Source organism: Neobacillus drentensis NBRC 102427 (assembly GCF_001591445.1).
GTDB lineage: Bacteria > Bacillota > Bacilli > Bacillales > Cytobacillaceae > Neobacillus > Neobacillus drentensis.
Genome location: NZ_BCUX01000026.1, coordinates 1 through 26,201, shown reverse-complemented (window position 1 = coordinate 26,201; position 26,201 = coordinate 1). Strand labels below are relative to the sequence as shown.

The 26,201-nt window shown below is 37.5% G+C and carries 30 protein-coding genes; 8 read left to right on the top strand and 22 right to left on the bottom strand.

Going from position 1 to position 26,201, the window contains the following annotated elements:
- Nucleotides 1-136 precede the first annotated feature (136 nt).
- From yqgO to BDR01S_RS14175, 15 genes are all read right to left on the bottom strand, one after another.
- The gene (yqgO, locus tag BDR01S_RS14245; RefSeq protein ID WP_066257619.1) at nt 137-331 is read right to left on the bottom strand and encodes a protein YqgO; all 195 of its coding nucleotides are present in this window, start codon (nt 329-331) and stop codon (nt 137-139) included.
- Between the two features lie 93 nt (nt 332-424).
- A complete protein-coding gene (locus BDR01S_RS14240) occupies nt 425-1,378 on the bottom strand; it encodes an L-lactate dehydrogenase (protein WP_066257622.1) in 954 nt (317 codons plus the stop codon).
- A gap of 62 nt (nt 1,379-1,440) precedes the next feature.
- A complete protein-coding gene (locus tag BDR01S_RS14235) occupies nt 1,441-2,229 on the bottom strand; it encodes a DUF92 domain-containing protein (protein WP_066257624.1) in 789 nt (262 codons plus the stop codon).
- Nucleotides 2,226-2,792, bottom strand: a complete 567-nt coding sequence (locus tag BDR01S_RS14230; RefSeq protein ID WP_066257626.1) for a 5-formyltetrahydrofolate cyclo-ligase — start codon at nt 2,790-2,792, stop codon at nt 2,226-2,228. Before BDR01S_RS14230 ends, BDR01S_RS14235 begins: the two co-directional genes overlap by 4 nt.
- A gap of 57 nt (nt 2,793-2,849) precedes the next feature.
- Nucleotides 2,850-2,999 carry a 50S ribosomal protein L33 gene (gene rpmG, locus BDR01S_RS14225; RefSeq protein WP_066064234.1) on the bottom strand — a complete coding sequence of 50 codons (150 nt, stop codon included), beginning with the start codon at nt 2,997-2,999 and terminating at the stop codon, nt 2,850-2,852.
- Nucleotides 3,000-3,094: 95 nt separating this feature from the next.
- The gene (locus BDR01S_RS14220; protein WP_066257628.1) at nt 3,095-3,760 is read right to left on the bottom strand and encodes a hypothetical protein; all 666 of its coding nucleotides are present in this window, start codon (nt 3,758-3,760) and stop codon (nt 3,095-3,097) included.
- Between the two features lie 219 nt (nt 3,761-3,979).
- Complete coding sequence (phoU, locus tag BDR01S_RS14215) at nt 3,980-4,639, bottom strand: phosphate signaling complex protein PhoU (RefSeq protein ID WP_066257630.1); 660 nt, start codon at nt 4,637-4,639, stop codon at nt 3,980-3,982.
- 13 nt (nt 4,640-4,652) lie between these two features.
- Nucleotides 4,653-5,426 (bottom strand): phosphate ABC transporter ATP-binding protein PstB, encoded by a 774-nt coding sequence (pstB, locus tag BDR01S_RS14210; RefSeq protein WP_066257632.1) that lies wholly within the window; start codon nt 5,424-5,426, stop codon nt 4,653-4,655.
- Between the two features lie 12 nt (nt 5,427-5,438).
- Complete coding sequence (gene pstB, locus BDR01S_RS14205; RefSeq protein WP_066260265.1) at nt 5,439-6,245, bottom strand: phosphate ABC transporter ATP-binding protein PstB; 807 nt, start codon at nt 6,243-6,245, stop codon at nt 5,439-5,441.
- A 30-nt stretch (nt 6,246-6,275) separates the two neighbouring features.
- Nucleotides 6,276-7,163 (bottom strand): phosphate ABC transporter permease PstA, encoded by an 888-nt coding sequence (pstA, locus tag BDR01S_RS14200; protein ID WP_066257634.1) that lies wholly within the window; start codon nt 7,161-7,163, stop codon nt 6,276-6,278.
- Entirely contained in the window at nt 7,163-8,083 is a 921-nt protein-coding gene (gene pstC / locus BDR01S_RS14195) for a phosphate ABC transporter permease subunit PstC (protein WP_066257635.1), read from the bottom strand. Before pstC ends, pstA begins: the two co-directional genes overlap by 1 nt.
- Nucleotides 8,084-8,164: 81 nt before the next feature.
- Nucleotides 8,165-9,082: a phosphate ABC transporter substrate-binding protein gene (locus BDR01S_RS14190; protein ID WP_066257637.1), complete on the bottom strand. Its 918-nt coding sequence runs from the start codon at nt 9,080-9,082 to the stop codon at nt 8,165-8,167.
- Nucleotides 9,083-9,320: 238 nt separating this feature from the next.
- Nucleotides 9,321-11,363 carry a peptidoglycan D,D-transpeptidase FtsI family protein gene (locus tag BDR01S_RS14185; protein WP_082797431.1) on the bottom strand — a complete coding sequence of 681 codons (2,043 nt, stop codon included), beginning with the start codon at nt 11,361-11,363 and terminating at the stop codon, nt 9,321-9,323.
- A gap of 205 nt (nt 11,364-11,568) precedes the next feature.
- Complete coding sequence (locus tag BDR01S_RS14180) at nt 11,569-12,786, bottom strand: MFS transporter (protein ID WP_066257641.1); 1,218 nt, start codon at nt 12,784-12,786, stop codon at nt 11,569-11,571.
- Between the two features lie 100 nt (nt 12,787-12,886).
- Nucleotides 12,887-13,495 (bottom strand): superoxide dismutase, encoded by a 609-nt coding sequence (locus BDR01S_RS14175; RefSeq protein WP_066257643.1) that lies wholly within the window; start codon nt 13,493-13,495, stop codon nt 12,887-12,889.
- Between the two features lie 352 nt (nt 13,496-13,847).
- Between BDR01S_RS14175 and BDR01S_RS14170 the strand changes: the two genes are divergently transcribed.
- Nucleotides 13,848-14,543: a Crp/Fnr family transcriptional regulator gene (locus BDR01S_RS14170; RefSeq protein ID WP_066363212.1), complete on the top strand. Its 696-nt coding sequence runs from the start codon at nt 13,848-13,850 to the stop codon at nt 14,541-14,543.
- 325 nt (nt 14,544-14,868) lie between these two features.
- Here the strand turns inward: BDR01S_RS14170 and BDR01S_RS14165 are convergent, their stop codons facing one another.
- Nucleotides 14,869-15,351, bottom strand: a complete 483-nt coding sequence (locus tag BDR01S_RS14165; protein WP_066257645.1) for a DUF456 domain-containing protein — start codon at nt 15,349-15,351, stop codon at nt 14,869-14,871.
- A 186-nt stretch (nt 15,352-15,537) separates the two neighbouring features.
- Between BDR01S_RS14165 and BDR01S_RS14160 the strand changes: the two genes are divergently transcribed.
- The 3 genes from BDR01S_RS14160 (at nt 15,538) to ispG (ending at nt 17,958) form a co-directional block, all read left to right on the top strand.
- Complete coding sequence (locus BDR01S_RS14160; protein ID WP_066257646.1) at nt 15,538-16,311, top strand: DUF1189 domain-containing protein; 774 nt, start codon at nt 15,538-15,540, stop codon at nt 16,309-16,311.
- A 97-nt stretch (nt 16,312-16,408) separates the two neighbouring features.
- A complete protein-coding gene (gene yqfZ / locus BDR01S_RS14155) occupies nt 16,409-16,741 on the top strand; it encodes a protein YqfZ (protein WP_066257647.1) in 333 nt (110 codons plus the stop codon).
- A 107-nt stretch (nt 16,742-16,848) separates the two neighbouring features.
- Entirely contained in the window at nt 16,849-17,958 is a 1,110-nt protein-coding gene (gene ispG / locus BDR01S_RS14150; protein ID WP_066257649.1) for a flavodoxin-dependent (E)-4-hydroxy-3-methylbut-2-enyl-diphosphate synthase, read from the top strand.
- A 55-nt stretch (nt 17,959-18,013) separates the two neighbouring features.
- On the opposite strand, the gene BDR01S_RS14145 is transcribed toward ispG, so the two are convergent.
- On the bottom strand, nt 18,014-18,496 hold the full coding sequence (locus tag BDR01S_RS14145; protein WP_335582592.1) for a DUF4190 domain-containing protein: 483 nt from the start codon (nt 18,494-18,496) through the stop codon (nt 18,014-18,016).
- A 186-nt stretch (nt 18,497-18,682) separates the two neighbouring features.
- Between BDR01S_RS14145 and BDR01S_RS14140 the strand changes: the two genes are divergently transcribed.
- Nucleotides 18,683-19,285, top strand: coding sequence for a 5' nucleotidase, NT5C type (locus BDR01S_RS14140; RefSeq protein WP_066260276.1), 603 nt, complete (start codon nt 18,683-18,685; stop codon nt 19,283-19,285).
- Between the two features lie 36 nt (nt 19,286-19,321).
- On the opposite strand, the gene zur is transcribed toward BDR01S_RS14140, so the two are convergent.
- Genes zur through BDR01S_RS14125 form a run of 3 tightly spaced genes read right to left on the bottom strand, consistent with a single transcriptional unit; the run spans nt 19,322 to nt 21,349 of the window.
- On the bottom strand, nt 19,322-19,732 hold the full coding sequence (gene zur / locus BDR01S_RS14135; protein ID WP_066257651.1) for a zinc uptake transcriptional repressor Zur: 411 nt from the start codon (nt 19,730-19,732) through the stop codon (nt 19,322-19,324).
- On the bottom strand, nt 19,719-20,579 hold the full coding sequence (locus tag BDR01S_RS14130; protein ID WP_066257652.1) for a metal ABC transporter permease: 861 nt from the start codon (nt 20,577-20,579) through the stop codon (nt 19,719-19,721). The genes zur and BDR01S_RS14130 overlap by 14 nt, the downstream gene beginning before the upstream one ends.
- A complete protein-coding gene (locus BDR01S_RS14125; RefSeq protein WP_066260278.1) occupies nt 20,576-21,349 on the bottom strand; it encodes a metal ABC transporter ATP-binding protein in 774 nt (257 codons plus the stop codon). The genes BDR01S_RS14130 and BDR01S_RS14125 overlap by 4 nt, the downstream gene beginning before the upstream one ends.
- A gap of 172 nt (nt 21,350-21,521) precedes the next feature.
- Between BDR01S_RS14125 and BDR01S_RS14120 the strand changes: the two genes are divergently transcribed.
- Nucleotides 21,522-21,779: a DUF2624 domain-containing protein gene (locus BDR01S_RS14120; protein WP_066257653.1), complete on the top strand. Its 258-nt coding sequence runs from the start codon at nt 21,522-21,524 to the stop codon at nt 21,777-21,779.
- Between the two features lie 28 nt (nt 21,780-21,807).
- On the opposite strand, the gene BDR01S_RS14115 is transcribed toward BDR01S_RS14120, so the two are convergent.
- Both BDR01S_RS14115 and BDR01S_RS14110 read right to left on the bottom strand, forming a co-directional pair.
- Nucleotides 21,808-22,701, bottom strand: coding sequence for a deoxyribonuclease IV (locus tag BDR01S_RS14115; protein WP_066260280.1), 894 nt, complete (start codon nt 22,699-22,701; stop codon nt 21,808-21,810).
- A gap of 22 nt (nt 22,702-22,723) precedes the next feature.
- A complete protein-coding gene (locus BDR01S_RS14110) occupies nt 22,724-24,040 on the bottom strand; it encodes a DEAD/DEAH box helicase (protein ID WP_066257654.1) in 1,317 nt (438 codons plus the stop codon).
- Nucleotides 24,041-24,299: 259 nt separating this feature from the next.
- Between BDR01S_RS14110 and vrrA the strand changes: the two genes are divergently transcribed.
- Both vrrA and BDR01S_RS14100 read left to right on the top strand, forming a co-directional pair.
- The gene (vrrA, locus tag BDR01S_RS14105; RefSeq protein WP_066257656.1) at nt 24,300-24,959 is read left to right on the top strand and encodes a VrrA/YqfQ family protein; all 660 of its coding nucleotides are present in this window, start codon (nt 24,300-24,302) and stop codon (nt 24,957-24,959) included.
- A gap of 141 nt (nt 24,960-25,100) precedes the next feature.
- Nucleotides 25,101-26,048 carry a 4-hydroxy-3-methylbut-2-enyl diphosphate reductase gene (locus tag BDR01S_RS14100; RefSeq protein WP_066257657.1) on the top strand — a complete coding sequence of 316 codons (948 nt, stop codon included), beginning with the start codon at nt 25,101-25,103 and terminating at the stop codon, nt 26,046-26,048.
- The last annotated feature ends 153 nt before the right edge of the window (nt 26,049-26,201 follow it).

Below are 26,201 nucleotides of genomic sequence, written 5' to 3'. Positions count from 1 at the left end.
TCCGATGATATTTTAATTCAACTTTACTTTACTTTATTATCTTTCATTATAAACGAAATCTCTAACTACAAAAATCAAACAGCTTAATTTTTGTGGCGATTGTTTTTTCAACAAAAAAAAAAACCATCTGTGGTTTTCACCTTTCAGATGGTCTTCCAAAAACTGATTGCATCATTTTCTGTTTTACACCAGGGAAGCTCATGATTGAGCCAACAGCCAGCCGGCGCATCCAATTAGATGCTAGTAGTACATTGATAAGACGGTATCTGTATCGGAATCCAAAATATCCAATTGACCCAATCATCAATATGGAAGTTAACATACGAGACATATCAATCCCTCCTACTACTATTTTGTATGAAGGACCATAATATTATCCATAAAAAAGGACTGAATTCTCACTTTAAGAATTCAATCCTTTATATTAATATTTCTTAAAGACCGGTTCCATTGTTTGCTTTAATACATTTACAGAATTAACAAACTTTCCTTGCTCTTCGTCATCCAATTTTAATTCCACGACTTGCCTAACACCTTCTCGATTAACAACAGCAGGCACACCAATAAAAATGTCATTCTGTCCATATTCCCCATCTAAATAAGCGGAAACCGTTAAAACAGAATTTTCATTTTCAAGAATTGCTTTCGTCAATCTTACTAGACCCATAGCAATTCCATAATATGTTGCACCTTTCCTCTCAATGATATGGTAAGCAGCATCACGAACATTTAAGAAGATTTGATCAAGGTCCGATTGTTTAAACCCTGCTTTATTTTTTGACCATTCACTAATAGATGTACCGGCAATATCAGCATGGCTCCATACAGGAAGTTCTGTATCGCCATGCTCTCCAATAATATAGGCATGGACATTCCTGGTGTCAACATCAAAATAATCGCCAAGCAAAAAGCGGAAACGAGCTGTATCCAGAATCGTCCCAGAACCAATTACCCGTTCTTTTGGCAGACCTGAGAATTTCCATACGGCGTATGTTAAAATGTCGACCGGATTTGTGGCAACAAGGAAAATCCCATCAAACCCACTAGCCATAATTTCTTCGACAATTCCTTTAAAAATCTTTGTATTCTTTTCCACTAAATCAAGTCGAGTTTCCCCAGGCTTTTGATTTGCACCGGCTGTGATAACAACCAGGTCTGCTTCACTACAATCCTGATAACTTCCGAACCAGATTTTCGTCCGGGATGGAGAAAATGGAAGGCCGTGATTCAAATCCATTGCATCACCTTCAGCCTTTTCCTTATTTAAATCAATCAAAACTAGTTCCTCGGTTATCCCTTGATTTAAAAGAGCAAAAGCATAGCTTGAACCAACAAAACCTGTTCCAATAAGAGCAACTCTATTCACGCGATTTAGCATAACCAATCCTCCATGTGAACGTATTTGGGCTGTACATATTATCCTATAAGGATGGATAAAATTTAATTATATAAATATAAGACTCCTATCGCTGCCATTGCAGCAATTAAACCTGAAAGGAAATTCACCATATCATTATCCACAAAGATAGACCCTTTTATTCTAGTTGCCGGACAACCGCAATGCCTCTTTTTTTCAGTCTCTATCCCACATTCCTTGCAAACATAAACCTGTTGGTAAAATGCTCCAATCAACGTATCAATAACATTTCCCAAATAACCAAATATAAAAACAAGCGCCGTTAAGAAAAAACTTAAATCAAAAAGCCAAAAGCCTATGATGGAGATTAGAAATGAACCTGCAAGGGAAGCTAAGCTTCCTAATAAACTGATTGCTCCAGATGTCCCTTTTTCCACCCGTTTAAAGGTCCGTATGTATAATGGTTCTTGTTTGCTTAAACTACCAATTTCCGAGGCCCACGTATCAGAATTGGCACTAGCCAGACAGACTGCAAAGCCTACCATCCAGATCATATCATGGTTGAAAACATAAATGATACTGAAAAGACCTGCCGCTCCTCCATTTGCTGCTACCTGACGCCAATCTCTTGTAGCCCCTTTTGCAAGCTTCTCCTCTATTATGCTCTTATCACTACTTTTATATTTTGACCAAAAATTTGATGAGGCAAAAAATACGCCAAGCAGGAAAAGACCTTTTTCACCGAAGCCTAAAAATACGGCAAGTCCAACGAAAATGGCAGCTATGGCCCCTGTGAATGTCAAGGATTTGCGGATATAACCTGCTGCACTCGTCAGTAGAATAAATATGAAAATCAAAAATGCTTCGATCATTTTATTTTGATAATTCCATGGTTAGTAATAATTCTTGAGACTGGGATATCATGCTCCTCAACCTGAAAATAAGGGACTATTTGTTCGTTAAAGGCAAGTGAAATGGTTTCCCCAGGGTAATCTTGTAAATAACGATCATAGTAGCCTCCCCCAAAACCTAAACGATAGCCTTCTCTGGTATAGGCTAAACCTGGAACAATCATAAGGTCAATCTTACAAGCATCCACTTCCTTGGTTAGTTCCTCAATGGGCTCCAATAAGCCATAAAATACTGATTCCAGTTGTGAAAATTCATTTATTGTACGGAAGGATAGTCTTTTAACTTGAGGTTCACATTTTGGCACAACCACTTGTTTTCCTGATTCCCAGGCTTTGCGAATAATTTGAAATGTATCAACTTCCGGCTGTTTTGAAACCGTTAATCCAATAACTTGCGCCTGTTTCCAGGCCTCATCCTCAAAAAGATGACAAGCAATTTTATAAGAATAATCTTCATACTGAGGTTTTGTTAGCTTTGAAAGTGTTTCTTTCATTTGTTTACGAATAGAGTTTTTATTATTCATTTTCAGGAAGCCTCCTAATTTTTAGGCACAAAAAAAACAGCAGGAAGCCCCTACTGTTTATTTTGTTTCACGATGTGCTGTTGAACGTTTTTCTCTTGGGCAATATTTCTTAAGCTCAAGACGATCTGGATTATTACGTTTATTTTTTGTTGAAATATAGTTACGATCTCCACACTCAGTGCAAGCCAATGTAATATTCACACGCATGTTATTTCCCTCCAAACAATTAAGCATTTCTTTCATACGACTTTTCAATGATATCATTTTTTAAAAGGAAATGCTAGTATGTTTTTTCTAGATAATTAACAACTTCTTTCGATCTGCTTTAAAAGCGCTTGCTCCATGGAAAGTATATCGGTTTTATTGGAACCAGAAATCGTCCAGGTATTCATTTTTCCAATTTCATGAGAATCTAACGTCAAGTTTATAGTAAAAATACTTGCTGCAGGACTTTTGACCATTGGATAATAATTTAAATTCCCCTTTTGAAGTGAACTCCATATCCGGTCTGTAAAGACATTCCATTGCGGCATAGCTGTATATTCCTTCATTCCTACACCATTGTAGTCTCCATTCACCAAGTAAATATTATTATTGGCGAGGTGAAAGATTCTTTTATCCGTCGGTGATACAAATGCAATATTGTCTTGAATAACATTGGGATAGTAATGCATGGCCAACATTTTAATCTGCTTCACTTCATTGCTGTGATTACTGATATAAATGCTTGAAAAACGAATTTTAGAGTGCGGCTGCTCCTGTTTCACCCTGATAATTATTTCTTCCTGATTAAAAACCTTTTCTGTACAATCATGGAGCCAAAGGTATTTTCCGTTTATCCATAAACCTGGAATAAATAGCAGTGTATCCAGTGGCTGTTGGTCGATCGGAGTCTGTTTATAATTTTGTTTTTCAGTTAAGGTTATGGTCCTTCCATCTCCTTCTAATTTAAAAACCTCATTATTCATTTCTTCCTCCATTTCTGCAAACAATCATTATATGCGCAAAATTGCGAATTATTCTCATTAATTGATAATTTAATGGTACCACCAGTTTCAACCGCACACAATAAACGCAAATTGTCGTTTCTTGGAAGAGATAAGGATTGAATTACCAAGACTCATCACTGTAAACAAAAAAAAGATAAGGAAAAAAACTCCTCATCTTGAATCAACAATATTTTTCCATTATGCATTCAAATTAATACGGTTACCCGTCACAAGGTAGATCACATTTTCCGCAATATTCGTTGAATGGTCGGCGATTCTTTCAATATATCTACATACAAATGATAATTGAATAATTTGGTTAGTTGCATTTGGATTTTCTGGAATATAGCTCAACAGCTCTTGTATCAAGCTGCCAAACATTTTGTCGACTTCATCATCTTTCTCAGCGCTCTTTTTTGCCAATTCAATGTCCTCAGAATAATAGGCTTTTATCGAGTCTGAAACCATTTCTAATGCCATTCCCATCATTCTCGGTATATCAATTATTTCTTTAAAATGCTTTTGATTACCGAGATGAAGTGCCGATTTGGCTATATTTACTGCTATATCCGCAAATCGTTCCACTTCAGATGAAACCTTTAAGGCCACACTTATTTTCCTAAGATCGGTGGCTACAGGTGATTGTCTTGCAATTAATAATAATGCTTTATCATTAATTTCATATTCGAGATCATCGATTTCATTATCCCCATCAATTACCTGCTTCGCCTTTTCCATGTCCTGATTAATAAGAGCAATCATTGCTTCTTTGATTGCATACTCGGACTTTTCAGCCATTTTTACTAGCAAACCTTTTAACTCATTTAGATCATTATCAAAATTTGTTCTTGTACTCATATACGTCACCTCATCATCCGAATCTTCCAGTTATATATCCTTCAGTACGTGAATCTTTTGGATTAGAAAAAATTGTCGAAGTTGAATCAAGTTCGATTAATTCACCCATTAAAAAGAATGCAGTCTTATCTGAAACCCTTGATGCCTGCTGCATGTTATGGGTAACAATAACAATTGTATATTTTTCTTTCAATTCTAAGATCATTTCTTCGATTTTTAACGTAGAGATTGGGTCTAAAGCTGATGTGGGTTCGTCCATTAGCAACACTTCAGGTTTGGTTGCAAGTGCTCTTGCAATACATAACCTTTGCTGTTGTCCACCAGATAGTCCTAATGCAGGAGCATTTAATCGATCCTTTACTTCTTCCCAGAGTGCCACATCCATTAGTGATTTAATGACAATTTCATCAAGATGCTTCTTTTTTGTGATCCCATGGACCCTTGGGCCGTAAGCAACATTATCAAAGATAGATTGTGGAAACGGATTGCCCTTCTGAAAAACCATTCCCACTTGCTTACGTAGGTCGACGAGATCCACTTTCTTATCTAATATATTTTGCCCATTAATATTAATTTCGCCTGTCATTTTCACATTTGGTACCATATTGATCATTAAGTTAAGAGTTTTAATAAATGTAGATTTACCACAGCCAGAGGGACCGATGATAGCGGTAACCTCTTTTTTATTAATCGGAAAGTTGATGTTCTTTAATGCATGGTGATCACCGTACCATAAATTTAGGTCTTTAATATCAAATACTTGTCTGGTTAATGTTGGTATTGCCACTACTTTTCCCCCTTATCCAAACCTTCCTGAGATATATTCCTCTGTCTTTTTAACAGCTGGGTTGGTAAAGATTTTTTCCGTATAATCATATTCAATAATATCTCCGCTCAAAAAGAAGGCTGTTTTATCAGAAATACGGGATGCCTGCTGCATATTATGGGTGACAATGATTATTGAATATTCCTGTTTTAAATCAACAATTAAATCCTCCACTTTAGCATTGGATATCGGGTCCAGCGCTGAAGAAGGCTCATCAAGAAGCATGACAGTAGGTTTCATCGCAATTGTCCTTGCTATGCAAAGACGCTGCTGCTGTCCGCCTGATAGGGATAGGGCAGATTTATGAAGCCTATCCTTTACTTCTTCCCATAATGCTGCTTTTTTCAGACTCTCTTCCACAATTTCATCTAATTTGCTTTTCTTTTTGATTCCAGCAAATTTAAGTGCGTGTGTAATATTTTCATAAATGGATTTTGGAAATGGGTTGGGTTTTTGAAAAACCATGCCGATTTCTTTACGTAGAGCAACCACATTGATTTGCTCAGACAAGATATTGAGATCTTCGTATATGATTTCTCCTTCTGCCCTTGCTCCTGGAATCAGATCATTCATTCGATTAATACTTCTTAAAAAAGTTGATTTGCCACAGCCTGAAGGGCCTATAAGTGCTGTTATGGATTTTTTTTCAATATCCATTGAGATCCCATTTACTGCTCGTTTTTCTCCATAAAATATCTCTAAATTATTCACCTTTAAAATAGACTCTTTATGCGATTGGCTGCTTGATTGAACAGCTTGGTTTTCAGTCGTTTTTTCCATAAATGCTGTAACCATCCTATCTCCCCGCCTTTATTTTGATGCTGTTACCTTCTTGTGAATCATACTTCCAATCCACCTGGCTAATAAGTTAAATACTAATACCGATAATACTAAAACCGCAGCTGACCCATTGGAAACATCTTCAACATCTGGAATTAACCCTTGTGTATTTACAGACCAAATGTGAACAGCAAGCGTTTCTGCTGGTCGAAATATATTTAACGGTGATTGCGAGGAAAATGGATTCCAGTTTGCGTAATCGAGTCTTGGTGTTGAAAGACCAGCAGTAAATAATAGTGCAGCAGCTTCACCAAATACACGACCTGCAGCGAGAATTGCACCTGTTAAAATCGTCGGAAATGCACTTGGTAATAAAACGGTTTTTATCGTATGCCATTTGGTAATCCCTAGGGCAAGGCTAGCCTCTTTCAAATCACTTGGGACAGCACGGATAGCATCCTCACTAACACGCACAATTACAGGCAGATTAAAAACAGTCAATGCTAAAGCTCCTCCTAAAATGGTATAGCCCCAGCCTGTTAGATTAACGAACATTAATAAACCAAACATCCCAATAACTATCGAGGGCAGTGATGCAAGGACTTCAATACAAGAACGAACAATGTCTGTAATTTTCCCCGGTTTTGCATACTCTGCCATATATATTCCACCGCCAATACCTAATGGAAGGGCAATGAGCATCGTAATAAATAATATATAAAACGAATTGAATAATTGGTCACGAATTCCTCCGCCCGCACGTACATTGCTCGACGGCGTGGTTAAAAAGTCGAGAGAAATATGTTTAAGTCCATTAACTAAAATATATGAAAATAAACCAACTAATATAGAAATGATAATAATTGCAATTGCGATAAATACTCCTGTGGCAATACGATCTGCAGTTTTACTGTTCATCACATTTTCCTCCTTGACGAAAGGTAGCGAATGAGGAGAATAAACGCAAACGACATGATTAATAAAATTAAGCCCATTGACCAAAGAGTATTATTTTCAACACTACCGTAGGTGGTATGGCCCATGTTTAGCGTAATAATTGTCGTTAATGTGGCTGAAGCGTCTAATATGCTTGTTGGTATATCTCTTACGTTACCGATGACCATTTGAACCGCAAGAGCTTCTCCAAATGCTCTTGCCATCCCAAGAACGATAGCGGTTAACAAAGTAGGTAATGCAGCAGGTATTAAAACTTTTCTAATCGTTTGCCAGCGAGTAGCACCTAAAGCATACGAACCTTCGCGAAGATTTTTAGACAGTGAACTCATTGCATCGGTTGCAATAGTGGTTACTGTCGGCAAAATCATAATGGATAATACAATTGTACCTGAGAGCAAGCTAAAGCCTAGTCCACCCACCTGTTCCCTAATAAATGGTACTAACACTGTAAGCCCGATGAAGCCATAAACTACAGATGGAATTCCGACCAACAGCTCGATGACAGGCTGTAATATCTTTTTTCCCCATGAGGGTGCAATTTCGGTCATAAAAATCGCGCCGCCAATCCCAAGTGGTGCTGCCACTATTGCTGCAAGAAAGGTTACTGCAAAGGAACCAAAAATAAACGGTAAAGCACCGTATTCAGGTTTCGCTTGATTTGTAGGATTCCATTGGGTACTAGTTATGAACTCAATAAGACTTACACCATTTTTTATAAAGGATTGTAAACCCTTCGTACCCAGGAAAATGGTTATCGAGATTGTTGCTGATATCATAATTACAGCACACAAGATAACGAGAATTTTCCCGCGCAATTCACCATCCAGCCAATTTTTATTAGACTTTAACAATCTGTCTTTTGCAGGAACTAACTTTTCCATAATGCACCAAACACCCCTAAAATACGTCATAATAGGGTAAATGCATTGATGCATTTACCCTTTCATTATTCAACCTATTTTTTATAGGTCTTTTTGATTCCCTTTTGCATCACGTTCTACTTTCATTTTTGTTACAGGAAGATATCCTTGTTCCTTTAATAAAGTGTTTTGGATATCGTCAGACATTAAGTAGTCAAGGAACACTTTAGCAAGATCGGTTGCCTCACCCTTTGTATATGAGTGTTGGTAAGCCCAAACTGGGAATTTACCTGATTGTACATTTTCTGCAGTTGGCTCAACACCGTCAATTGCAAGAGGAGTTACTGTTTCATCAGTGAAGTAGGAGAATGCAAGGTAACCAACAGCACCTTCAGTTTCGTTAATAATCTTTTTAACAGTGTTTGAAGAATCTTCCGTAATTCCTTCCGCAGGTGTTGCGCCATCAAGAGCAAATTTATTAAAAATCGCACGAGTTCCAGAAGAATCAGGACGGTTGACAAGAACGATTTTTTGATCGGCTCCGCCAAGTTCTTTCCAGTTAGTAATTTTACCAGTGAATACTTTAATTAAATCTGCTTTTTTAATATCTTTAATACCCACTTTAGGGTTAACAGCTGCAGTCATACCAACAACAGCTACCTTATGGTCAACAAGTTGATCGGCTGGGATGCCTTCTTTTTCTTCAGCGAATACGTCGGAGTTACCAATCTGTACAGATCCTTCTGCAACTTGTGATAAGCCTGTCCCAGATCCACCAGCATTTACTTGAATATCGACTTTTGGATTTTTCGCCATAAACTCTTCAGCAGCTGCGGCAACTAATGGTTGCATTGCAGAAGAACCAGAAACGCTTAATGAGCCAGAAAGTTCAGCTGTTTTATTTTCTTTATTTGAAGTTCCGTCTTTTTTATTAGTAGTTGTTCCTCCACCACAAGCAGCAACAAATACCATTAACGCTGCTAAAATAAGTGCTAGGCTAATTTTCTTGAAACTTTTCATTGGTTTAATTCCCCCTGTAAATTTTGGTTTGTTAGTTATTTGTTCTGCCTTACATGACTAAGAATAAACCTCGACTGTTAACTGAGTTTTAATTGAATGTAAAGATTTTGTAAAGATGTGTTGAGGTTTTGTAAATAGACAAGCTTATTTTCACCTTAAAATCATAGAAATATGCATACGAGATCTTTTACTAAATAAAAAAACACCTGCCACAGTTGCGACAAGTGTTTTATACATATTATTGTTCAGTAGTATTCTTTTCTTTCGCTAGACGTTCTTTCTTTAAGTCAAAGTATGCATCTAATACTCTTTTGCCGATTAAATTATTAAGACTTGGACCACTATTCCCTTGATATGCCCATGGGACCACAACTGCCATGGCCACCTCTGGATTATCAGCGGGTGCAAAACTTACCAAGCTTAGGTTCATGACTGCAGTGCCATATTTTGATTTATCGGAACCGTAATAGAATGCTTGGGCAGTTCCCGTTTTTCCTGCAGGATTGTATGGTTTGTTCTTAAAGTGACTTACAGCTGTACCGTCACCAACCTGCATGACCATTCGAAAACCTTCTTGAACCCTTTTAATCCAAGATTCCTTCATATCTAAACGATTTAAGACCTTCGGCTGAATTTCCTCGACAATCGGGCCCAATTCATTATTTTCCATTTCAGGTTCGCGAATTTCCTTAACCATATGCGGCTGGATACGATTCCCGCCATTTGCTATTGTGGAAACGTACTGTGCGAGTTGAATTGGCGTATACGTATCATACTGACCAATCGCCAAGAAAAGAAGTAAACCAGGAGTCCGCTCAGGACCTGGAAAACCGCTCATTTCATTAGGCAGGTCAATCCCTGTACGCGTACCTAAGCCAAATTGACTGAAGGACTGACGCAAAGTATCAAACGCTGAATAATCAAGCGGTAATGGTTGACCTGCTCTATACTGACCGCCTGCCATTGCGATTACTGTTTTCCACATATATACGTTGGAAGAAACCTGTAATGCTCTTAAATCATTGATTCGGCCAAAGGTTCTCCATGAAGACATTACTGGTGAGCTAGCAATTCGGAGCGGCTCGTCTAGTTGTGTGGAACCTGGTTGAATGGCCCCGGTTTTATAACCGGTTAAAATCGTTGCCCCTTTAACTGCTGACCCGACATTATAAGAAGTCGTAATATTTCCGCCGGCAAAGTCATTCATGACTGTGTGCCCTTTTTTATCTTTACCAATCTGTTTTCCAGCCAGTGATAAGACTTCACCGGTATGAGGGTCCATTAGAACGACGAAGGCTCGATCTAGAAGGGAAGTATTTGGTTGTTGCTTGGCACTCCACATTTCTTCCTCGATGATATCTTCAACCTTCTTCTGAAGATCCATATCGACGGTCAAAACAAGATCTTTCCCCCTTTTCCCTTCCGAAACTACTTCTGTCGAAAGGATATGACCTGTCTTATCGGTTACATTTTTCACTTTTGCCTTTTGACCATGGAGTACATCCTCATACTTTAATTCAAGATAACTTTTGCCAACACGGTCATTACGGCTATAATCACGAGCCATATACTTTTGTAATTGCTCTTTTGGGATTCCTGATTCGGATGTAGTGACATCTCCTAAGATTGATTTTAAAGTATCACCAAAAACGTAGCTCCGTTCCCAATCGGTTGTTGTATCTACACCAGGTAAATTTTCTAAGTTTTCACTAACAATAGCGTACTCTTTGTCCGTTACATTAACATTTTTAACAATTTGTGGGGTTAAAGCATACCCACTATTAAATTGCCTGTAAATAGCAAGAGTTTCTAGTTTTTCACCAGAAATACTTTTTAGATCATCTTCAGTGATTCGATCTAATTGAAGTTGATAAATTTGCTTATCGGTCAATTTTTTTTGTTTATAAGATGCCCATTCTTTTTCGGTTATTTTCGCTTTGGCTGGCTTTGGATTTGTTAATATCCAAAAATCCTTTTTGTCACGGATAGGAACTTTTTTTCCCGTCATATCAATTATTTTTGCCAAACGTCCCGCTGTTTCCAACATTTCTTTCTGGGTGGTTTGTTGATATTTTGTATAAGTAATTGCATTCAATGGCTTATTATCAACAATAATCTTCCCATTTCGATCGAACATTTTCCCCCTTGGTACAGGGTTATTAACAGTAATATCTTCAGTCCGCTCGATTTCACGTTTAAAATCATCACCAAACACGATTTGTAATTCACCAAGTCTAAGAATAAGGATCGAAAATAGCAAAAACACAACAAAAAATAGCATATTTAATCGAAATGGCACATGTTCCTTCTTTTTTTTCTTTTTATTATTCAAGGGATAAAAACACTTCCTTTTTTTCACGGCTTAAGCTAACTTTCTCTATTTTATAGGATATGTCAGCTTTTTTCTATGAAAAACCCTTACCAATTTATCCGGTCATAGCGTCAAAGAAAAAAAGAGCGCTGAGTAAAAAAAGATACTCAACGCATTAGGTAGTTGGTAATTGTACTCTTTTAAGAAAAAAATAGATGCATGTGTGCCCAGCGCCTAAAATGAGAAGGAGAATTGGGATACTAGTTTCTGCTTTAAACCAAGTGATTGCCACTAAAAAGGATAATATCGAAACGATTCTTCCTAAGTTTAAGAAAATTTCTCGAACCACTATGTATTCAATTCTCATTTCTGCTGCTTTCCATCCTGTTCCAATTACATCATATGTAGTTGACATATATGGGACAAGTAAAAGCGGATAGGCAATTGCAATGATCCCGCCATAGATTAACAATTTGACAAAATTTACGTCCCAAGCAATAATAAGCACGGCAATATATAGGAGTAGTCCGCCAATCAGTATCGCCTTTTTTCGATACTTTTGTTTAATTAACCGGGAGGCCAGATAATAGGCTATAAATGATATTCCTGAATTTAGAAGACCAAATGTGCCTAAAGACATTTCACTCCCCGTCGAAAGATAAATAAGAACTGAGATGACAAATGCAAAAGTCCCTTCTCGGAGGCCCTGGAAGAAGTGAGCGTTCGTTATCAGACGCCAGTTTTCATTTTGTTTTCTTTCATTTAGAATCGCTTTAAAACAATAGCTTCCTGCCGATGGTCGAGGTTTTAAAGAAAAACTCATAAAAACTGCAAAAGCAAATAATCCCAAAGACAGCCCAAAGACAATCGTATAACCGGTGAACTGTTCAAATCTAGTAATGATTATACCAGCAGCGATAGGGCCAATCATTCCACCAGCAGATGATAATATTCCTAAAAAACCATTAAAAAAATCCCTCGTATCTGGTTCGGTGATTTCAAAGGTTAACACATTATAAGCAAGCCAATAAAAACCATATCCTACTCCTAACAAACTCCCTAATAGAAGTAAGTAAGTAGATGCATTTGTGCCCGATATTAACACCATTACATAAAAAAGCGCTAAAAAAATCACACCAATTCTAAGAACAATTACCCTGTCGATTTTCTTTGCCCATCGCCCTGCTAAGATGAAAGTGAGCAGTTGCAGTACAACAATCGATAAGTTATAAAGGGCGATATCTGAGTACTTACCCGTTTGTTTCCATAGATAAATGTTTACAAATGTGTTGGATAAAGCGATGCTTAATGAATATAACCCCCCGATAATAAGCAAAAGTGATAAATCCTTTGTTAGTTTAACATCACCTAGAATCTTTAGTTTTTTAACCATAAAAAAACTCCCCTTTATCTTATGGGTAGTCTTTAACAAGCAAGTTTTTCTTATGCACAAAAAAAGACAGCCATGAATGGCTGCCTTTTTTTCATCGCAATTATTTTGCTTGGCTGTAACGTTTTGATACTTCATCCCAATTTACAACATTCCAGAAAGAGGAAATATAATCTGGGCGTTTGTTTTGATATTTTAAGTAGTAAGCATGCTCCCAAACATCTAGACCAAGAATAGGAGTTTTGCCTTCCATTAATGGAGAGTCTTGGTTAGGTGTACTTGAAACTTCTAATTCCCCGTTAGACACAGAAAGCCATGCCCAGCCAGATCCAAAACGAGTAGTTGCTGCTTTAGCAAACTCTTCTTTGAAGCTTTCGAAACTGCCAAATTTACTGCTGATGGCATCAGCTAATTCACCAGCAGGTGCACCGCCGCCATTTGGAGAAAGGATTTGCCAGAATAAAGAATGATTCGCATGACCACCGCCATTGTTGCGAACTGCTGTACGAGCAGCCTCTGGAACCGCATCCAAATTAGAAATAACTTCTTCAACGGATTTAGAAAGTAATTCTTCATTACCAGCTAAAGCGTTGTTTAAATTAGTTACATATGTGTTGTGATGTCTAGTGTGGTGAATGTTCATTGTTTCTTTGTCAATATGTGGTTCGAGTGCATTTTCTGCATAAGGTAATTGCGGTAATTCAAATGCCATTATTATTCCTCCTATGTAAATATGATGAATCGGCTTTAGAATTTTGAATATTTCTAAAGCTTTCCTCTTTAAGATACCAAAGTTATATCATTGTTTCAAATATAATGCTTAGGTACTTAACATAAATACCATTCCCGAAATCAATGAGATTATTCATTTTTATTGAAAAGGTAATTCAAAACCGTTTCTTATTAATTTTCGAAAAATTGTCACGTTTAACCTAAAGGGCAATCTGTCAACGATTTTTGTCATATCCGACTTTTGTCACTCCCAATTCTTGTTAAGGCTCTATTGACACCATGTTAATAATTTATTTTAATCAAAGTGTAGCGTGTATAAGGAGTGATTTTCTATGCAGACAAGTAGTTTTTCTATATATAATTTATTAGTTTATTTTTTCGAAAAAAAAGAACCAATTCAAAAGATTAAAGCAGGTTCCGTTCTTTTTCAAGAGAAGGATTCGGTTGAATATGTCTACTTATTGCTTACAGGAAGTATATCACTTGGCAGAGTTCATTTACGCGGTAAGGATTTTATCTTAAAAATATTAAATGATCAGGAATTAATTGTAGAGTATCAACTTTTCAAACAAAATCCTCATTATCAATTTTACGCAAAAGCGTTGACTGATTGTGAAATGATTCTTATTAAAAAGGATCAATTTGAACAATTCGTTAAAAATGATCCTGAAGCAATGGGTGCTCTTGTTGCTTGGCTAAGTACAGGTTATTTAAAGGCACAAATGAAATGCCAAGACTTAATTATGAATGGTAAAAAAGGCGGTTTATATTCGATCCTCATCCGTTTATGTAATTCTTATGGCATCAGGACAGAAGATGGAATTCTTATAGACCTTCCATTGACACATCAGGAGCTAGCAAATTTAACCTATGGGACACGAGAAGTTATCCAAAGAGCGTTAAAAGAACTTCGAGAGAAAGATATTATTACCTACGAAAATCAAAAGTTTACCATAAAAAAGCTCGATTATCTAAAAGAAGAGGTAGATTGCCAAAATTGTCCCTTTGAAATTTGCGGATTGAATTAAATTAAAAGCCACCAAACTGGTGGCTTCAGATTGTCGAGAAAGGGTATTTTTCTCGGCAATTTTTTATTACTCAGTATTTAATTATAAATTGTACCTGCCAATGGACCTGTTTATTTCCGCTCCAGTCACTTCGCTTTCCGCGGGCGGTCCGGGGAGCCTCCCGCAGGAGTCTGCGTGCCTGGAGCGCAATTCAACAGACATGTTTCAAAGCCTATATTTTAATACTATTAAAGCAAATTAACGAAGTGATTTATTAAAGTTATTATAAAAAAAGAGGCTATCGAAAGTTTTTCGATAGCCTGAAGCCACCAAACTGGTGGCTTTTTCACAAGACCAATATGAAAAAATAGACAATCATTAGAATTTGGATAATGGTTTTTGTGATAACGCTACTTATAAATCCAATCACCGAGCCAAAACCAATTTTAATACTCTCTGTGAAATTTCTTTTGTTGAAGATTAATTCAGCTCCGATAGCTCCGATAAATGGACCAATAAGAATTCCTAAAAAAGGGATAACAAATGGCCCGACGATTATCCCAATCGTACTCCCCCAGATTCCTGCCTTCGATCCTCCATATTTTTTAATTCCAATCATATTGGCAATATAGTCTGCAACAAAAAGAAGAACGATAAACAAACCTTGAATTAACCAAAAGTACCATTGAAAGGGGTGGAAATTAAAAAAGACTCCATATAATAAAAACCCCGCCAGTAAAAATAACACACTTGGAACAATCGGATACACCAGACCAACAAATGCTACAATAAATAACAAAATAATGATACTCCAATAAATCAATTCCATATGATTCATCCCTTATAAACGACTTCTCAATATTTTTCCAGTTTACACTTACCTTCATACGATTATAACTTGTCTTAAGTTTCAAAAAGAAAAATGAATTGTTGTCATTCTTGTATATAACCTTTACTCAAGATACAATAGATGCGGAAGCAAACATTTGTGATTTAATGTATAAAGGTGGTCATTATGAATATTTTCAAGCAATTGTATAAAAGCATTTATTCGCCAAAAGATATTGCCTTATTTCGATTTCAAGGGATAGGAAAAACAATATTATATGTGTTTTTCTTAACATTAATTTCGATCCTGCCATCAGTTATCTACTTAAGCACTACGCTTACTACAGGTATTGATACGGCTAGAACAATTATTAATGACGAATTGCCTGATTTTTCAATTCAAGACGGGCATTTAAGCGCAAATACAAAAGTGCCAATAACAATAAATAAGGATGATTTTTCTATTATCCTTGATCCAACTGGTGCGGTTTCATCTGAGGATGTCCAAGCTGAAGGAAATGCTTTTGCACTTTTGGAAGATGAATTTGCCTTAAGTGCAGGTGGCAGGACGGATACATATCCCTATTCTATGTTAGAGGGGCTAAACATTGCAAAGAGTGATCTTCTCGATTTTATTAATGCAATCGGTGGAATGAAATGGGTAATCATTCCTGTCGTTTCTGTAATTCTCTACTTGTTTGCAAGCGCAGGTAGTTTTATTGAAGTAACTGTTTTGGCTCTAATTGGTCTCTTATTAAAAAACCTTTTAGGAAGGAAGCTGAATTACAGGCAATTGTGGCGAATGGCAGCATATAGCGAAACATTGCCCACACTTTTTTTCACCATTATGTCGGCAATTAAAACAACCGTTCCTAACAGCTTCATGATTAATTGGTTTGTTGTAATTATCGTCTTATACCTAGCCATAAACGAAATACCGAAACCAAAAAAAGTTAACTAGAAGACGCCCATCCAGGGCGTTTTTTTTTAATACATTCGTTCTTTTTACATTAGGACAAGCATACCTATGTACAAACTGTCCATTGGAGGCTTGACCGATGAAAAAATTATTTGGTTTCTTATTAGCCGTTTTAATCATATACGTGATTTATATTGACTTAACTGTAGGTACTCTGCCGTCATCACTTACGCAGCAGGTGGATGCTAAAATCGAGACACAAACTACCCAGCCAAAAACAGGCATACCTGCTTTTGAAGCAAAGGTTGAACCAGGGGAAACCGTAATATCTATCGTGGAGCATCAACTGAATAAATCACTTCCGGTATCAATTCAAGACCTAATCGAGGACTTTCGAAAACTAAACCCCGGGGAATCGCCAGAAAAAATACAAATTGGGTCTACATATCATTTCCCTGATTACTCAAAATAAAGAGGATAATGCTTTTTCTTGTCAAAATTAGTGAAAGGCTGATAAAATAAAGTCGACTTGTTTTTATATACCTTATTCGAATCCCATTTTGAAGGAGCGAATTACACGTGAGTGAAATAATACACCGCACTAAGACTCGACCAATTAAAGTAGGGAACTTAACAATTGGCGGGAGTAACGAATTATTTATTCAAAGTATGACCACAACCAAAACGCATGATGTTGAAGCAACTGTTGCTGAAATAAAACGTCTTGAAGAGGCTGGCTGTCAGATTGTTCGTGTAGCTTGTCCAGATGAACGAGCTGCAAATGCCATTCCTGAAATCAAAAAAAGAATCAACATTCCACTTGTTGTCGATATTCATTTCGATTATAAATTAGCTCTGAAAGCAATTGAGGGCGGAGCAGATAAAATCAGAATCAATCCGGGTAATATCGGAAAGCGGGAAAAAGTCGAGGCTGTCGTAAAAGCTGCAAAAGAAAAAGGTATTCCGATCCGAATTGGCGTAAATGCCGGCTCGCTTGAAAAAAGAATCTTAGAAAAATATGGATATCCCACTGCGGATGGTATGGTCGAAAGTGCTCTTCACCATATTAAAATTCTTGAGGATTTAGATTTCCATGATATTATCGTGTCCATGAAGGCATCTGATGTTAATCTTGCAATTGAAGCTTACGAAAAGGCATCAAGAGCGTTCGATTATCCCCTACATCTTGGGATTACTGAGTCTGGAACCCTGTTTGCAGGCAGTATAAAGAGTGCAGCAGGTTTAGGGACTATTCTACACATGGGAATTGGAAACACACTTCGAGTCTCCTTAAGTGCAGACCCTGTTCAAGAGGTAAAAGTGGCGCGAGAACTATTAAAAGTGTTCGGTCTTTCTTCTAACGCAGCCACATTGATTTCTTGCCCGACTTGCGGTCGGATTGAAATTGATCTCATCAGCATTGCAAATGAAGTCGAAGAATACATTGAAAAAATTAAAGCACCAATTAAAGTAGCTGTTTTAGGCTGTGCTGTTAACGGACCTGGAGAGGCCCGTGAAGCGGATATTGGTATCGCCGGTGCTCGTGGTGAAGGATTGTTATTCAGGAAGGGTGAAATCGTCCGTAAGGTGCCTGAAGCACAATTGGTTGAAGAACTGAAAAAAGAAATTGACCAAATTGCAGAAGAATATTTTCAAAAAAAGACTGAAGAAGAAAAGGTCACTAAATAACGTCAAGAAACCCGGTAATTTTACCGGGTTTCTTTTTGCTCCTATACAGGTTGTGTTAAAAGAACGGTAGAATAAAGATACCAATAACAATCGATATGGCACCGATACCTATGGCCCAGGCACCTAGCCCATTGGCCCCTCTTCTTCTGGCAACAAAACCTAACACAATCCCTGCAGCACCAAAAAGAATAGGCATTACAAACAATGATAAAATCGAAAGTACTAACGCAAGCGTACCTATACCAGTACCGCCAGCAGCCTTTTCCCTTTCGTCTGACTGTTCCCTTCTGCGGATAAGAGGAACAGGTGCGGCAATTTCAGCAGCGGTTTCTTCCTTATATTGAGAAGAGTGAATCGGAACAGAATCACCAATCCTTGGCGTCGACTCATCTTTTTTCAACGTGTAGTGAGCCTTAATCGGTTCAGTCAATTCTGTTGAAGTTTCCTCCCTAAATGATGTAGGAGAATTGGGAATATCTTGCCCAATAGTTGAGCTTCGAAGAGCCTCTTGCACTTTCGTGTCTCTTTCGTCTGCCATCCTAATCCCTCACTTTCAGTAATAGGAGCATTAATTATTGTTCGCCTCTGATTGCTTTTTATTATGTTAATGTTTGCTAAAATTAGTCTTTTATTTCTATTACCGAAAAAATTATACTTTATTGAAGTCGATACTTTGGTAAAATATATAGAGATACTGCAAAGACATAAGAAAGTGAGTAAAAACATGAAGAAAAGATTTGGTATCGATATTGACGGAACTGTCACCTGCCCAAAATCCATCCTTCCTTTTATTAATAAAGCATTTGGGCTTAACATTTTGTATGAAGACGTTACCCAGTATGAATATACTCCATACGTAAATGTTTCTGAAAAAGAGTTTGCTAAATGGTTTACTGAAAATGAGCCGGTGATTTATGCTAATTCCCCACTTGCTAATGGAGCAGGGAAAGTTCTAAAAAAGTGGGAAAAAGAACATGAATTGTTTTTTATCAGCGCCCGTAGTTCGCATTTACTTGATATTACAATTGATTGGTTTATCGATAATGGTTTAACATTTGATCATATTGAATTAATTGGATCCCATGACAAAATTGCATCCATTAAAAAGCATGGTATTGATATCTTCTTTGAGGATAAGCATGATAATGCGGTGATGATCCATGAAGAGTGTCAGATTCCTGTCATATTATTTGATACACCTTATAATCAAGAGCCTCTTCCAAATGGTGTCATCCGTGTAAGCAACTGGAGTGAAGCTTATACTTGGGTAGAAAACTGGGCAAGGCAACAAAAGCTCAGCCGCGAAATGGCAGGTTCACTTACTTAATTAAAAAAACAGCTTGTCTGCAGACAAGCTGTTTTTTTAATGACATTCAGGACAAAGTCCGTAAATCTCAAATTTATGACCTGATATATCGTATCCTTTTAAATTTTCACTTAAGTCATTCATTGGACAAGTTTCAATCTCTTTCGTTTTTCCGCACGTCAAACAGATAAAATGATGATGATGATGATGTCGTGAACAAGTAAAGCGGAAATGCTTCTCTCCTGATAGTTCTGTCATCTCAAGAATCCCCATATTCACGAACAAGGAAAGATTTCGATAAATCGTATCAAAACTTAAACCAGGGTAATCATCTTTAAGTTCATCCAGTACTTCCTTAGCGGTTAAATATTTATCACTGTCAGCAAACAATTGAAGCATATCTTCTCTTTTACCTGTTTGTTTAAACCCTTTTTCTTTTAAGTATTGAATCGCCTCATTTACGTTCAACTGACTCGCGCCCCCTCCGAATTAAGAATTTTTTATAAAATATAGAAAAAATTAAGATGAGAACCGCAATCATCACGATTGTCCCGCCGGGGGCTAAATCTAAGTAATATGCTGTAAATAAGCCGCCAAGTACTGACACTTCCCCAAAAAGGACAGATAAAAAAATGGTTTGCTTAAATCCTTTAGCTAGTCGGATACTGGCTGCTACCGGTAAGGTCATTAGCGAAGAAACTAATAAAATTCCGACAATTCTCATCGACGCTGCAATTACCAAGGCCACCATCACAATAAAAATAAAATGAATGCTTTTCGCTGCAATTCCTGATGCTTTTGCATGCTCTTCATCAAAGGATAATAAAAAAAGCTCTTTATATAATAAAATAATCACCAAAATTACCAAGAGACCGATTGTAAATACGACCCATAAATCAGTTCTGCTAACTGCCGAGACACTGCCAAATAAATAACTGAATAAGTCTGTATTAAACCCATTGGCGAGTGAGATGAAGATGACCCCTAATCCAATACCACTAGAGAGAATAATTGGAATCGCAAGTTCTTGATAGTGCTTGTAAACGCCTCTCAGTTTTTCGATAAACAGTGAGCCCCCAACAGAAAAAACCATTCCTAAGTATAATGGATTTACACCAGCCATCATTGCTACATTTCTTTCCAGCAGTAAACTCGCTGCTATCCCTGCTAGGGTAACATGACTGAGGGCATCTGCAATTAATGATAGTCTTCTGACAACGACAAACACACCTAATAACGGAGCAATAATTCCGATCATAAGTCCGGTTAAAAAGGCGTTTTGTAAAAATTCATAGTGGAAAATTCCTTGAATCATTTTACAACGCCTCCGTGTTCGTGGTTATGCGCAATAATGTGCACATCATGGCCATAAACTCTAGACATATCATCCGCTTGATGCTGCTCAAATTCCTTTGTTTCCCCATGAAAATGCAAATGCTTATTCAAGCAGGCAACATGTGAGACTTTGTCCGAAATCGTCCCAATATCATGAGTAACTAATAAAAGTGTAATATCACGGCTTTTATTTAAATCACCCAGCATTTGATAAAAATTGCTGACATTCTCAGCATCAACACCTACTGTCGGCTCGTCTAGAATCAGAAGACTCGGTTCACTAACAAGGGCTCGTGCAATAAAAACTCTTTGTTGCTGACCGCCAGAGAGTTCACCAATATTTCTATTGCTAAACCCTTTCATCCCGACTGCATCCAATGCTTCGATTACTTTTTGAGCATGTTCTTTTTTGAAAAACTTAAACATCCCAAGCTTTTTCGTCAGGCCGCTCTCAACAACCTCAAAAACGGTGGCAGGAAAGCCTGTGTTGAAGGAATTAGCTTTTTGTGAAACATAGCCAATTTTTTGCCAATCTTTAAATTTATTGATTTCCTTCCCGAATAACAAGATGTTCCCTTTTTGGGGCTTTAGTAAACCTAAGATCAGCTTCAATAGTGTCGATTTCCCAGATCCATTCGGGCCGACAATTGCTAAAAAGGATCCACTTGGAATGGTGATATTGATGTCCTCAAGGACCACATCTTTTTCGTAACGATAGGAAAGTTTTTTTACTTCTATAATTGATTGCATAATCAGCGCATCACCTTTAATTATAAGAATCATTCCGATTTAACCTAAAGTAGTATACAATAGGTCATCTTGAATGTAAAGCCGCTACACCTGTAATCATACATTTGATACAAAAAAATCTCTAATCACACTCTCGGAGCTTTTTCATACATTAAGGTGAGGAGTGGTGAGAGTGACAATTTTCCAAAGCATCATTAATCATAAAATTAACACGATAACTGCTGACGAACTGATAAAATATGCGGATCAATTTAATATATCAGTGAATAAGCAGCAGGCAGTGAAAATTTCCGAATACTTAAGAGGAAAAAATGTTAATATATTTAATGATTCCGAGCGAGCTCAATTAGTGAAGGAAATTGCTAAAACAGCTGGCCCAGCAACGGCACGAGAAGTGAATAAGTTATTTATCCAGTTGACTAAAAACTAAAAAGCTGTGCACTTTGCACAGCTTTTTATTATGATTGAATAATTAAATCAAGCAGTTCCTCATTGAACTTTTGTTCCCTAAGCATATTAATCTCAAATTTATATGGTGCTTTTTTATTATTCTTATCCTCACCGACATAGGGAGTTTCTAAAATTTTGGGAATATCCGTAAGCTGTGGATGGTGGACAATATAATTAAGCGCCTTAAACCCAATATGACCAAAGCCGATATTTTCGTGTCTGTCCTTCCTCATCCCGACTGCATTTTTACTATCATTAATATGCAGTACCTTCAGTTTGTTGATGCCAATGATTTTGTCAAACTCATTTAATACTCCATCAAAATCCTCGACAATATTATAGCCAGCATCATGGGTATGGCATGTATCAAAACAAACGGATAGCTTATCACTGTAATTTACTCCATCCATAATCATCGCTAATTCCTCGAAGGATTTCCCACACTCGGAGCCTTTTCCAGCCATTGTTTCCAAAGCAATTTGTACTTGCTCTTTACCCGTCAGCACTTCGTTTAATCCTTCGATAATTTTTTTAATCCCAGCCTCCGTACCAGCACTGACATGCGCACCGGGATGCAGGACGATTTGCTTTGCTCCAATGGCCTCTGTTCTTTCAATTTCTGTTCTAAGAAACCTTACACCCAACTCAAATGTATCCGGGTTCGTTGTATTTCCAATATTGATAATATACGGAGCATGGACGACAATTTCAGAGATTCCGTTCTGTTCCATATGCTTGCGCCCTGCTTCAATATTTAGATCTTCGATTTTTTTTCGTCTTGTATTTTGCGGTGCGCCCGTGTAGACCATAAACGTGTTTGCACCATAGGAAACTGCTTCTTCACTTGCGGCAAGCAGCATATTTTTCCCACTCATCGAAACATGTGATCCTAATTTAAGCATACCTTTTTTCTCCCCATTTTGTTTATTTTTTTCTTTGCTCAATCCTTCGTTCACGCTTTTTAATTTTATCCATTTCCCATTGCATTTTCTTTTTATAACCTGGTTTTACTTTGTTTGGCTTCTTAACCAAGGACTTCGCTTTTTGATCAGCCTTATCCTCTTGTCTTACACGCGTCTTTCTTTTATTTCGTTCATCGACGGTAACAAATTCGTTATTTTTTAGATCCACATTCTTAAATTGAATCCCCATTTTTTCTAATCGGTTTAATGCATCTTCATCCGATGACTCATAAATGGTAAGGGCAATACCTGAATTTCCGGCACGTGCAGTTCTCCCCACGCGATGAATGTAAAAATCCAAGTCAGACGGAAGCTCAAAGTTGATGATATGGCTGACCCCTTCGATGTCAATACCTCTTGAAGCAAGGTCCGTTGCAATAATATATTGATAATCCAAATCCTGAATCTGCTTCATCATCTGTTTCCGTTCTCGAGGATTTAAGTCACCATGCACACGGCCAACTTTTAACCCTTTTTCATTTAGGAAGTAAGCCACTTCTTCAGCCATTTTTTTTGTATTGGTAAATACAATCGCTAGATATGGATTGTAAGCAAGAAGGGCATCATGAACTAGCTGCTTTTTACTGCGGTGTCTTGATGGCAAAAGATAATGCTCTAAATTTTCTGCCGCTTTTCTTTTTGGTTCGATTTGAACAACTTTTGGATTTTCCATATACTTTTTAAGGAAAGGTTTTAGTTTTTCAGGAATCGTTGCTGAATAAACGAGCATTTGCAGCTGTTCCGGCATTTTTGCTGCTACTCTATCCAAATCCTCAATAAATCCCATATCTAACATCATATCGGCTTCATCCACAACAAGTATTCCCGCAGTATGAACAAAAAGTGCCTTTTCACTCATGAGGTCATTGATTCTCCCTGGAGTTCCTACTACTATATGGGGCTGAACCTTTAATTTTTCAATCGTCCGATTCTTATCTGTTCCCCCAATATAGCATCTAGTCATAATGGCTTGCTCTGGGCTGCAATGCTCGGTTACCTTTAAAATTTGGTGGTAAATTTGAGAGGCCAGTTCTCTTGTAGGAGCAGTAATGACAGCTTGTACTTCCTTTCGTGCAGGGTCAATTTTTTCAAGGATTGGAAGAACATAGGCTAGCGTTTTCCCCGTTCCTGTTTGTGACTGACCAATTGCACTCTCTCCCTTTAAAACGATAGGAATCATCCGTTCCTGAATCTCAGTCGGTTCAGAAAAACCGAACTTCTTAACGGCTTCAAAGATAAATGATTGAAACTTAAAACGCTCAAAACGATTTTCTTTCATATTTTTGCTCCTTATATTTAAAATCTAATGACTTTGTGGTAGTTTTCATACTTTTGCAAGAGCCACACTTTTTATTCCATCCTGCAATTATAGTCAATAACACGGCAAAACTCCAGTTATCTTTCGTTTTAATATCATTTTCTACTTTCTACTGACTTTTAAACAACTAAATTTAGTTTTTGTCCTGTGTATAATACCTAAACCAATTTAGGATAAATGCATAATTTAAACCATGAGGCAATTGAAAGGAGGCAAAGAGATGCAACCAAGACCAAGAATGCCTTTTCAGGGGGGAATGGGCTCAGGACCTTTTGGACCTCGAAATCAGATGACAAACCCTGGATTTAGTCCATTTGGCGGCAGGAATCCAATGATGCGTGCTCCTTCCAATCCGTTTGGAGGAGGAAACAACCCCATGATGGGACAAATGATGGGAAGAGCTAATCCTATGAACACAGGCCGTGGGGGATTACTTTCGAAAATTCTCGGAGGAAGAAACCAAGCTAGCGGCCTTATGGGAATGCAAACAGCAGGAAAAGCAGCATCAGGAGGCGGTGGACTGCTCCAAACGTTAAGTAACCCAGGCGGGCTAACTAGCATGTTGAACAATACTCAGCAAGTTCTAAAGACAGCCCAATCGCTTGGACCGATGATTCAGCAGTATGGCCCAATGGTTAAAAATCTCCCGGCGATGTGGAAAATTTATAAAGGATTCAAAAATGCTTCAAAAACTACGGATAAAGCAAAAGATGAACATAATCAACCAACTGCAGTAGCTGCCGATGAATCATCTAGTAATGAAGAACCTATAAATAGAACTCCCAAAAACAAAGAGAAACGTAAGAATAATCAACAGCAGACGTCGTCAAAAAGGAAATCAAACCAAAAAGGTAGTTCAGTTCCAAAAATGTATATATAATATAAGAATGCTGGAAACAGCATTCTTATTTTTTCTCCGAAAACGGAAAAGGAAAAATGTATCTTTGTATTATTTATATTAGTTTTATATAATAAATACATAAATCTATGAATCAATGTTCTTTTTAGGGGGACTATTTATATGCAGATCATCAAAATTTCACCACGCGGTTATTGCTATGGTGTGGTCGATGCCATGGTTATTGCAAGAAACGCCGCTTTAGATAAAACATTACCACGCCCAATCTACATTTTAGGGATGATTGTTCATAATAAACATGTTACAGATGCTTTTGAGGAAGAGGGGATTATTACCCTTGACGGTAAGAATCGTAAAGATATACTCGATAAAGTTGAATCAGGAACAGTAATATTTACTGCTCACGGAATATCCCCAGAAGTTAGAGAACTGGCGAAAAGGAAAGGGCTAGTAACGATTGATGCGACATGTCCTGATGTGACGAGAACCCATGATCTAATTGAAGAAAAAACAAAAGAAGGCTTTCAGGTAATTTATATTGGAAAAAAAGGTCATCCAGAACCCGAGGGTGCGGTTGGTGTAGCACCAGACATGGTCCACCTGGTTGAAACTCCACTTGATGTCGAAGCATTGACGATCGACTGCGACAAGCTGCTTGTGACAAATCAAACTACGATGAGTCAATGGGATGTGGCTGACACAATGAAAAAAGTTCAGGAAAAGTATCCTCATGCAGAAGTTTATAATGAAATTTGCCATGCCACGCAAATACGCCAGGAAGCAGTTGCAGAACAAGCAACAGAAGCTGATGTAACAATCGTGGTTGGGGATCCGAAAAGTAATAATTCCAATCGTCTTGCACAGGTTTCAGAGGAAATTGCCGGTACAAAGGCCTATCGCATCGCCGATATTACCGAGTTAGACATTGACTGGATTAAAGATGCCAAAAATGTTGCGGTCACATCTGGCGCCTCGACACCAACACCAATAACAAAGGAAGTTATCACATTCCTTGAACAATTTGATCCAAATAATGAAGCCACTTGGGAACGCCGTAAAAAAGTCCAATTAAGCAGAATATTACCAAAGGTTAAAAAGACTGAAGCTTAAAATACAAAGAAAAGAACCGAGTCGTTAGATAACGGGTTTACTACGCATCTAAATGAGATTCACTTGGTTTTTTTATATAAGAAGTCTTATCCTTGATCGAGTAACCAGTGGTGCTTAAAATAAGCGGAGATTTTCCGGTTATATACATAATGG